6 protein-coding genes are annotated in these 10,428 nt (G+C 66.8%); all 6 read left to right on the forward strand.

The genetic code is table 11. The features are described 5' to 3' along the window. Positions 1–3 precede the first annotated feature (3 nt). On the forward strand, positions 4–1,224 hold the full coding sequence (gene lgt, locus ABIB29_RS14610) for a prolipoprotein diacylglyceryl transferase (RefSeq protein WP_354173516.1): 1,221 nt from the start codon (positions 4–6) through the stop codon (positions 1,222–1,224). Positions 1,225–1,487: 263 nt separating this feature from the next. Continuing rightward, a complete protein-coding gene (gene gltB / locus ABIB29_RS14615; RefSeq protein WP_354173517.1) occupies positions 1,488–6,104 on the forward strand; it encodes a glutamate synthase large subunit in 4,617 nt (1,538 codons plus the stop codon). Next, on the forward strand, positions 6,097–7,554 hold the full coding sequence (locus ABIB29_RS14620) for a glutamate synthase subunit beta (protein WP_354173518.1): 1,458 nt from the start codon (positions 6,097–6,099) through the stop codon (positions 7,552–7,554). The genes gltB and ABIB29_RS14620 overlap by 8 nt, the downstream gene beginning before the upstream one ends. 82 nt (positions 7,555–7,636) lie before the next feature. Then, positions 7,637–9,133, forward strand: a complete 1,497-nt coding sequence (gene pyk / locus ABIB29_RS14625; protein WP_354173519.1) for a pyruvate kinase — start codon at positions 7,637–7,639, stop codon at positions 9,131–9,133. Between the two features lie 107 nt (positions 9,134–9,240). After that, positions 9,241–9,651, forward strand: a complete 411-nt coding sequence (locus ABIB29_RS14630; RefSeq protein WP_354173520.1) for a rhodanese-like domain-containing protein — start codon at positions 9,241–9,243, stop codon at positions 9,649–9,651. Positions 9,652–9,745: 94 nt separating this feature from the next. After that, a partial coding sequence (locus tag ABIB29_RS14635; RefSeq protein ID WP_354173521.1) for an MBL fold metallo-hydrolase occupies positions 9,746–10,428 on the forward strand: 683 nt, incomplete at its 3' end.

The following is a 10,428-nucleotide window of genomic DNA, read 5'->3' on the forward strand; positions in this document are numbered from 1 at the left end:
GCAATGCAGTCAGTCCTCTACGCGGCGGCGATGGTCCCCGCGAGTATCCCGAGCCCGGACTGGTCCGGCTTCGACATCCCGCTGCCGTGGGGGTCACTGCGCATCCACGCCTACGCCCTGTGCATTCTGCTCGGCATCATCGTTGGTCTCTGGCTCACCTCCGTGCGCTGGACCAAGCGCGGCGCCCCGGAGGGCAGTGTCTGGGACATCGCCATCTGGGCCATCCCGTTCGGCATCATCGGCGGCCGGCTGTACCACGTTGTGTCCTCACCGGACGCGTACTTCGGCCCCGGCTTCGACGGCACCGGTGATTTGTCCCTGATTCCGCAGCTCCAGCGCGGCGGGCTGGGAATCTGGGGCGCCGTGCTGCTGGGCGCCGTGGGTGCGTGGATCGGCTGCCGCAAGGCTGGCGTCAAGCTGAGCGCTTTCCTCGACGCTGCGGCTCCCGGATTGCTGCTGGCCCAGGCGATCGGTCGCTGGGGCAACTACTTCAACCAGGAACTCTTCGGCGGTCCCACCACACTTCCGTGGGGTCTGCAGATCGACGCCGACAACCCGAACTTCCCGCCCGGCATGGCCGCGGACACGCTCTTCCACCCGACCTTCCTCTACGAATCCCTCTGGAACCTGGCCGGCGTCGGCATTCTGCTGTTGCTGGACCGCAAGTTCCGCTTCCGCCGCGGCCGCCTGTTCTGCCTGTATGCGGTCTACTACACGCTGGGCCGGGTATGGATCGAAGCGATGCGGATCGACGACGCCGAGCAGATCAGCCTCTTCGGCATCACCACGCGGTTGAACGTGTGGACCAGCATCTTCGTCCTGCTGGGCGCCCTGGCTGTGTTCATCATCCTGGGACTGCGCAAGCGCACGGAGCCCGACACGGTCTACCTGCCGGGCCGCGAACCGTCCGGCACGGACACCAGCACCGCCGCTGACGGCGACACTGACGCGGGGGACGACACGGAAAAGAAGGTGCCGGCCACCGTTCCAGCGGACACTGTTCCTGCCTACAGCAGTGTCCGCCATTCGGATTCTGCTGTCTCAGATAGTGAATCGCGTGATAATCTCCCTGATAACCAAAGCGGTCCAGGCCACGTTTCCGCCCCAGCTGAAGCGTCAAAGGAATCCACCGGCGGCACCAAGCCCGCCACCGGAGTACCGGCGGCCGGAGCACCCGGCCACCAGGCCACCGGAACCGCGCCGGAGGCTGAGGGCACCAAATAGCTCAGCCCCGGCAAACCGGGCCGCGGAGTCACCCCTCGCAGAGCCCGTTTCCACAGCGTCGTGGCAGCAGGGAAGGCAGTGGACTGCAGACAGTTGCCGTTCGCGCAAGCCCAGGACTGTGGTTGCGTAACTGTTAGTGCAGGACGCGGCTCTGACCTACAATTCGAGTAAGAAAACACTTTGTTGTGCCCATCACACCGGCGCACCGATGCGGGCCAATGTTGTCCCTCCCATACGCACGATCAGGAGGAAGGACGTCTCCCATGACCCAAACCCTGCACAGCCCCAGTTGGTCCGACCCAAGCGAGCCAGCGGCCGCCATGTCACCGTTCAAGCGCTTCGCGGCGCTTCCCGAAGCTGCCGGGCTCTACAACCCCGAGCAGGAGAAGGACGCCTGCGGCCTCGCCATCATCGCGACCCTGCGGGGGGAGCCGGGTTACGACATCGTTGACGCCGCCCTGACAGCCCTGCGCAACCTTGAGCACCGCGGTGCCGTGGGCGCCGATGAAGGCACCGGCGACGGCGCCGGACTGCTGATGCAGATCCCGGACGAATTCTTCCGTGCAGTCACCGACTTCGAACTCCCGGCACCCGGCCAGTTTGTGGTGGGCACGGCGTTCCTCCCCGCCGAGCAGCGCGAATCCGACGCCGCGAAGGCCGGCATCGAAGGCCTCGCCGCCGATGAGGGCCTCACCGTCCTCGGCTGGCGCGAAGTGCCGATCGTGGCTGACCTGGTCGGCGCGATGGCCCGGGCCTGCATGCCGTACTTCTCCCAGCCGTTCTTTGCCTCCAGCACCGGGGAAGTGCTGGAGCGCAACGAACTCGATTCCCGTGCCTGGCGCATCCGGAAGCGGGCGCAGAACAAGTTCGGCGTGTACTTCCCGTCGCTGTCCTGCCGGACCATTGTCTACAAGGGCATGCTGACCACGGCCCAGCTCGAGCCGTTCTACCCGGACCTCTCGGACAAGCGCTTCAAGACCAAGCTGGCGATCGTCCACTCACGCTTCTCCACCAACACCTTCCCGTCCTGGCCGCTGGCCCAGCCCTTCCGGACCATCGCCCACAACGGCGAAATCAACACGGTCAAGGGAAACCGCAACTGGATGCGTGCCCGCCAGTCGCAACTTGCCAACCCGCTGCTGGGGGATTCACCGGAAGAGCTGTACCCGATCTGCACCCCGGGCGCTTCCGACTCGGCCTCCTTCGACGAGGTCGCGGAACTGCTCTGGCTCTCCGGCCGGCCGATCACACACTCGATCATGATGATGATCCCCGAGGCCTGGGAAAACCACGCCACGATGGATCCGGCCCGCCGTGCCTTCTACGAGTACCACTCCATGCTGATGGAACCGTGGGACGGCCCCGCCGCCGTGTCCTTCACCGACGGCAACCTCGTCGGCGCCACCCTGGACCGCAACGGGCTGCGCCCCGGCCGGTTCTGGATCACCGAGGACGGCCTGATCATCTTCGCCTCCGAGGTCGGCGTGATCGACGTCGAGCCGTCCAAGGTGGTCAAGAAGGGCCGCGTCTCGCCCGGCAAGATGTTCCTCGTGGACACCGACGCCGGCCGGATCATCAGCGACGCCGAGGTCAAAGCCGAGGTGGCGGCCGCCAACCCCTGGGCCGACTGGGTCAGGGAAAACCTGATCGACCTGAAGGACCTGCCCGAGCGCGAGCACGTGGTGCACACGGCGGCCTCGGTCAATATCCGCCAGCGCACCTTCGGCTACACCACCGAGGAACTGAAGATCCTGCTCGGCCCGATGGCCCGCACCGGCGCCGAGCCGCTCGGTGCCATGGGTTCGGACACCCCCGTCGCCGTGCTCTCGAAGCGGCCCCGGCTGCTCTTCGACTACTTTGTGCAGTCCTTCGCGCAGGTCACCAACCCGCCGCTGGACGCCATCCGCGAGGAACTCGTCACCTCGCTGACCTGCGCGATCGGTCCCAACGGCAACCTGCTGGACACCAAACAGGTCCGCCAGCCGCAGGTTTCGCTGCCGTTCCCCGTGATCAACAACGATCAGCTCGCCAAGATCGCGAACATTGAAAACGCCGACGGCGACAAGGTCGCCATGAAGGTCCGCGGCCTCTACCGCCCCGAAGGCGGCGAGAACGCGCTGCGCGCCCGGCTGACCGAAATCTGCGAGCAGGTCTCCGGCGCCATCAACCGCGGCGTCCAGTACGTGGTGCTCTCGGACCGTGACTCGAACGCCCAGTGGGCGCCGATCCCGTCCCTGCTGCTGGTCAGCGCCGTGCACCACCACCTGCTGCGCAGCGCCAACCGCACCAAGACCGCCCTGGTGGTCGAGGCCGGCGACGTCCGCGAAACGCATCACGTGGCCGTGCTGATCGGCTACGGTGCCTCCGCGGTGAACCCGTACCTGGCCATGGAATCGGTGGAGCAGCTCATCTCCACCGGCGACGTCGTCGGGGTCACCCCGCAGGACGGCGTCTACAACCTGATCAAGGGCCTTGGCAAGGGCGTCCTGAAGATCATGTCCAAGATGGGCATCTCCACGGTGGCCTCCTACACCGGCGCCCAGACCTTCGAGGCCCTGGGCCTCGGCCAGGACCTGGTGGACGAATACTTCTCCGGCACGCACTCCCAGCTGGGCGGCGTCGGCCTGGACGTCATTGCGGCCGAGGTCGCGGCACGCCACCGGATGGCGTACCCCGAAAACGGCATCGAGCAGCCCCACCAGGCCCTGATGGGCGGCGGCGAGTACCAGTGGCGCCGCGACGGCGAGCCGCACCTGTTCAACCCGGAGACCGTGTTCCGGCTGCAGCACGCCACGCGTGAGCGCCGCTACGACATCTTCAAGTCCTACACCCGCGGTGTGGACGACCAGTCCGAGAACCTCATGACCCTGCGCGGGCTGCTGAAGTTCAAGGCCGGGCTGCGCCCCGCGGTCCCGCTCGAGGACGTGGAGTCCGTCTCCAGCATCGTTAAACGGTTCTCCACCGGCGCGATGAGCTACGGCTCGATCTCGCAGGAGGCCCACGAAACCCTCGCGATCGCCATGAACCGGCTGGGCGGCAAGTCCAACACCGGTGAAGGCGGCGAGGACGTGGACCGGCTGCTCGATCCGACGCGCCGCTCGGCGGTCAAGCAGATCGCCTCCGGCCGTTTCGGTGTGACGAGCCTGTACCTGACTAACGCCGACGACATCCAGATCAAGATGGCGCAGGGTGCCAAGCCCGGTGAAGGCGGCCAGCTGATGGCGCAGAAGGTCTACCCCTGGGTGGCCCGGACACGGCACTCGACTCCCGGCGTCGGGCTCATCTCCCCGCCCCCGCACCACGACATCTATTCGATCGAGGACCTCGCCCAGCTGATCTACGACGCGAAGCGGGCCAACCCGTCGGCGCGGGTGCACGTCAAGCTGGTCTCCGAGGTCGGGATCGGCACGGTGGCCGCCGGCGTCACCAAGGCCAAGGCCGACGTCGTCCTGGTGTCCGGGCATGACGGCGGTACCGGCGCCTCGCCGCTGAACTCGCTCAAGCATGCCGGCGTGCCGTGGGAGCTGGGTCTCGCCGAGACGCAGCAGACCCTTATGCTCAACGGCCTGCGCGACCGTGTGGTGGTCCAGGTGGACGGCCAGCTCAAGACCGGCCGCGACGTGGTGATCGCCGCGCTGCTCGGCGGCGAGGAGTTCGGGTTCGCCACCGCCCCGCTGGTGGTTTCCGGCTGCATCATGATGCGCGTCTGCCATCTCGACACCTGCCCGGTGGGCGTCGCGACGCAGAACCCGGAGCTGCGCTCCCGCTTCAACGGCAAACCCGAATTCGTGGTCAACTTCTTCGAATTCCTCGCCGAGGAAGTCCGCGAGATCCTTGCCGAGCTTGGTTTCCGGAGCATCGAGGAAGCGATCGGCCACGCCGAAATGCTTGACACCCGCGAGGCGATCAACCACTGGAAGGCCGAAGGGCTGGACCTGGACCCGATCCTGCACGGGCTCGAGTTCGACGACGACGCCCCGCTGCGCAACCTCACCGGCCAGAACCACGAGCTGGACAAGCACTTCGACCAGCGCCTGATGGTGATGGCAGCGGAAGCCCTGAGCGACCGCACACCGGTCAAGATCGCCGTCAACGTCATCAACACGGACCGTTCCGTCGGCACGATGCTGGGCCATGTGGTCACTAAGACCTTCAGCACGGACGTGCTGGCTACGGACACCATCGACATCACGCTGACCGGTACCGCCGGCCAGTCGCTCGGTGCGTTCCTGCCGGCCGGCATCACGCTCCGGATGTTCGGTGACTCCAACGACTACGTCGGCAAGGGCCTCTCCGGCGGGCGCATCATCGTCCGGCCGGACCGGACCAACGTGTTCCCGGCCGAGCGCAATGTGATCGCCGGGAACGTGATCGGCTACGGCGCCACGAGCGGCGAGATGTATTTGCGCGGCCAGGTCGGCGAACGCTTTATGGTCCGCAACTCCGGCGCCACCGCGGTGGTCGAGGGAATCGGCGACCACGGCTGCGAGTACATGACCGGCGGCCAGACGCTCATCATCGGGCGCACCGGCCGCAACTTCGGTGCCGGCATGTCCGGCGGCACCGCCTATGTGCTGGACCTGAAGGCCGAACGCGTCAACAAGCAGGCCCTGGAATCCGGCGAGCTGCAGCTGCGCGAACTGGACGCCGAGGACCGCGAAATTGTCCATGGGCTGCTCCTGAAGCACTCCGAGGAGACCGAGTCGCTGCTCGCGGCACGGCTGCTGGAGAACTTCGACGACACCGCAGCCCGCATCACCAAGGTGCTGCCGCGCGACTACGCGGCTGTCCTGCAAACCCGCCTTGACGCCATCGAAGAGGGCCTTGACCCCGACGGCGAAGAAGTTTGGTCTCGAATCCTGGAGGTTACCGGTGGCTGATCCACGTGGATTTCTGAAAGTACGTCAGCGCGAAACCCAGCCCCGCCGTCCCGTTCCGGTCCGCATCATGGACTGGAAGGAAGTCTATGAGGCCCAGGAAAAGGGTGTCCTGAAGGCGCAGGCCGGCCGCTGCATGGACTGCGGTGTGCCGTTCTGCCACCAGGGCTGCCCGCTGGGCAACCTCATTCCGGAGTGGAACGACCTCATCTGGCGGGACAAGGGCGAGGAAGCGATGGAGCGGCTGCACGCCACCAACAACTTCCCCGAGTTCACCGGCCGGCTCTGCCCGGCCCCCTGCGAGGCGTCCTGTGTGCTGGGCATCAACCAGCCCGCCGTGACGATCAAGCAGGTCGAGGTCTCGATCGTGGACCAGGCGTTCGAGAACGGCTGGGTCAACCCGCTGCCGCCGGCCCGCCTCAGCGGCAAGACGGTCGCCGTCGTTGGCTCGGGCCCTGCCGGGCTCGCCGTCGCGCAGCAGCTGACCCGCGTGGGCCACACCGTCGCGGTGTACGAGCGCGACGACAAGATCGGCGGCCTCCTCCGTTACGGGATCCCCGATTTCAAGATGGAAAAAGAGCACGTTGACCGCCGGCTGGAGCAGATGAAGGCCGAAGGCACCCGCTTCCGGACCGGCGTCGCCGTCGGCACGGACGTGACCTGGGAGCAGCTGCGCCGCCGTTACGACGCCGTTGTGGTCGCCACCGGCGCCACCGTCCCGCGTGACCTGCCGATCCCGGGCCGCGAGCTCGAGGGCGTGCACTTCGCGATGGACTACCTCGTCCCGGCCAACCGTGTGGTGGCGGGGGAGACGGTCGAGAACCAGATCAACGCGGCCGGCAAGCACGTTGTCATCCTTGGCGGCGGCGACACCGGCGCGGACTGCCTCGGCACCGCGCACCGGCACCAGGCCGCGTCCGTCACGACCCTGGCGATCGGCAAGCAGCCCCCGGCGGAGCGTGCGGGCCACCAGCCGTGGCCGACGTTCCCGACCCTGTTCGAAGTTGCCAGCGCCCACGAGGAAGGCGGCGAACGCACGTACCTCGCCTCCACCGTCGAGTTTGTCGGCGAGAACGGCAAACTGACCGGCGTGAAGGTGGCCGAAACCGAATTCGTCGGGGGCTTGCGCCTGCCGAAGGCCGGCACCGAGCGGATCATCCCGGCGGACCTGGTCTTCCTGTCCCTGGGCTTCACCGGTCCGGAACCGGCCGGGATCACCGAGCAGGTCAGCGCCGAGTTCGACGGCCGCGGCAACGTGGCCCGCGACGGCTACTACATGACCAATACGGAAGGCATCTTCGTCGCCGGAGACGCCGGCCGCGGACAGTCGCTGATTGTCTGGGCCATTGCCGAGGGGCGCGCCTGCGCCGCCGCGGTGGACAAATTCCTGATGGGCAGCACCATCCTTCCGGCGCCCGTGGCACCGACCGACCGGGCCATGGCCGTTTTGTAGGCGGCAGCGCCCTGCCGGTGGCCGGCGACGGTCACATTCCACCAACAACTTCATCCATGCAATCGACTACTAGGGTAGGTATATGAGACGCGCTAAAATAGTGGCCACCTTCGGACCGGCAATTGCGAGCTTCGAGAACACTCTCGCCGTGCTGGAAGCCGGCGTCGACGTGGCCCGCATGAACATGAGCCATGGCGACTACGCCGTACACGACACCACGTACGAGAACGTCCGCAAGGCTGCCGGGCAGCTCGGCAAGCCGGTCGCCATCATGGCCGACCTGCAGGGGCCGAAGATCCGCCTGGGCCGGTTCGTGGACGGGCCGCACCTGCTGGCCGTCGGCGACACCTTCACCATCACCACCGACGACGTCCCGGGCACCAAGGACATCTGCTCCACCACGCTCAAGAGCCTCACCGAGGACGTCAAGCCCGGCGACGCGCTCCTGATCGACGACGGCAAGGTCGCCCTCCGCGCGATCGACGTCGACGACGTCAAGGTCGTCGCCCAGGTCATCGTCGGCGGCTACGTCTCGAACAACAAGGGCATCAACCTGCCCGGCGTTGCCGTCAACGTGCCGGCGCTGAGCGTAAAGGACGAGGACGATCTCCGCTGGGCCATGCGCCGCGGCGTGGACATGGTGGCCCTCTCCTTCGTCCGCGATGCCTCGGACATCAAGCGCGTCCACGAGATCATGGACGAAGAAGGCCGCCGCGTGCCGGTCATCGCCAAGATCGAGAAGCCGCAGGCCGTCGAGCAGCTCCCCGAGATCATCGACGCCTTCGACGCCATCATGGTGGCCCGTGGCGACCTCGGCGTGGAACTCCCGCTCGAGGAAGTGCCGATCGTCCAGAAGCGCGCCGTTGAACTGGCCCGCCGCTGGGCCAAGCCGGTCATCGTGGCAACCCAGGTGCTGGAATCCATGATCGACAACCCGCGCCCGACCCGCGCCGAGGCCTCCGACTGCGCCAACGCCGTGCTCGACGGCGCCGATGCGGTCATGCTTTCGGGCGAGACCAGCGTGGGCAAGTTCCCGATCGAGACCGTCAAGACCATGGCCCGGATCATCGAATCCACCGAGGTCCACGGCCTGGAGCGCGTCCCCCCGCTGGGCACCAAGCCCAAGACCCGGGGCGGCGCCATCACCCGCGCCGCCGTCGAAATCGCGGACCAGCTGGATGCGAAGTACATCTGTGCCTTCACCCAGTCCGGCGACTCCGCCCGGCGACTGTCGCGGCTGCGTCCGATCCGCCCGGTCTTTGCCTTCACCCCGGTGGAGCATGTCTGGAACCAGCTCGCGCTGACCTGGGGCATCCAGCCGGTCCTGGTTCCGATGGTGGGCCACACCGATGAGATGACCGCCCAGGTTGACCGCAGCCTGCTGAACATGGATGTCGTCGAGGACGGCGACATGGTGGTTATCGCCGCCGGTTCGCCTCCCGGAAAGGCCGGTTCCACGAACATGCTCAAGGTGCACAGGGTCGGCGACCTGGCCGACGCCGGCCTCGGCGAAGCAGAGGTAGCCAAGGACAAGCTCGGCCCCTGGCCGGAAAAGAAGAAGCGGAATAACAAGGTCTAGTTCCGCGCTTCAGTTTCAAAGGGAGGGCTCCCGCCGTTCAACACGGCGAGGGCTCTCCCTTTTTGCGCGCTTGTGACGCGATACCCCCGGGGGTATAGAATTTGAGCATGGCAAGCAGTGAGATCACACCCAACCCTGTACGAACCGTCGCAACGGAAGAACTCGCCGGCGTCTGGCCCGGCGCCGCCGTGGTCGACGTCCGCAGCCGGGAGGAGTATGCGGTCGCCTGCATTCCGGGAAGTATCAACATTCCGCTGGATGAGCTCCCGTCCCGCCTGAAGGACGTGCCGAACACCACGGTCTACGTGCTATGCGGGTCGGGAAAGCGCAGCAGCCAGGCGGCCGCGGTGCTTTCCGCCAGGGGCTACGACGTCGTAAACGTCGCCGGCGGCATCACCGAGTGGTACCGCAACGGCCACCCGGTGACCTATGCCCCGGCTCCGGTGGACAGCCGCCGGCCAGGCCGCTGGCGCTCCCTCGCGGACCGGCTGACCGGGCGCGGTCCAGGGGTGTCGTGAGTGCCGGCGCCACCCACTTGCAAGATACCCCCGGGGGTATTATTGTTGTTAGTAGTCGACGGGGGAGACCCCACCTCTTTACGAAGGAGAGAATATGCTTCTGGAACGCATTTATGATGAGGATCTTGCCCAGGCCAGCTACCTGATCGGCTGCCAGGCCAAGGGTGAGGCGGTGGTGGTGGACGGCCGCCGTGACATCGCGGTGTACCAGGCGTTGGCGGCGAAGAACGGGATGAGGATCGTGGCGGTCACCGAGACCCACATCCACGCCGATTACCTCTCCGGGACCCGGGAACTTGCTGCGGCGACGGGTGCGAAGATTTACCTCTCGGGTGAGGGCGGGCCGGACTGGCAGTACGGGTTTGAGGGGGAGCGGTTGTTCGATGGTGACACGATCACCCTGGGCAACATCAGCATCAAGGCCCTGCATACCCCGGGCCACACCCCGGAGCACCTGTCCTTCCTGGTCACCGACGGCGCGTTCAGCGAGAAGGCCGGGTACCTGCTCTCCGGTGACTTCGTGTTCTCCGGGGACCTGGGCCGCCCGGACCTGTTGGATGAGGCCGCCGGCGGGGTTGACACCCGTTTCCTGGGCGCGAAGCAGCTCTTCGCGAGCCTGCGGGATAAGTTCCTGACCCTCCCGGATTATGTCCAGGTCCACCCGGCGCACGGTGCCGGCAGCGCCTGCGGCAAGGCCCTGGGCTCGATCCCGTCCTCCACGGTCGGCTACGAGCGGCTCTACGCCTGGTGGGGCCCGTACCTGGCCGCCAACGACGA

The sequence above is a fragment of the Arthrobacter sp. UYEF36 genome (genome assembly GCF_040547025.1).
Classification (GTDB): domain Bacteria; phylum Actinomycetota; class Actinomycetes; order Actinomycetales; family Micrococcaceae; genus Arthrobacter.

Excerpts from the sequence above, each read along its gene's own strand:
- lgt (WP_354173516.1), top strand. The coding sequence starts at position 4 with ATGCAGTCAGTCCTCTACGCGGCGGCGATGGTCCCCGCGAGTATCCCG.
- ABIB29_RS14630 (WP_354173520.1), top strand. The coding sequence starts at position 9,241 with ATGGCAAGCAGTGAGATCACACCCAACCCTGTACGAACCGTCGCAACG.
- pyk (WP_354173519.1), top strand. The coding sequence starts at position 7,637 with ATGAGACGCGCTAAAATAGTGGCCACCTTCGGACCGGCAATTGCGAGC.
- gltB (WP_354173517.1), top strand. The coding sequence starts at position 1,488 with ATGACCCAAACCCTGCACAGCCCCAGTTGGTCCGACCCAAGCGAGCCA.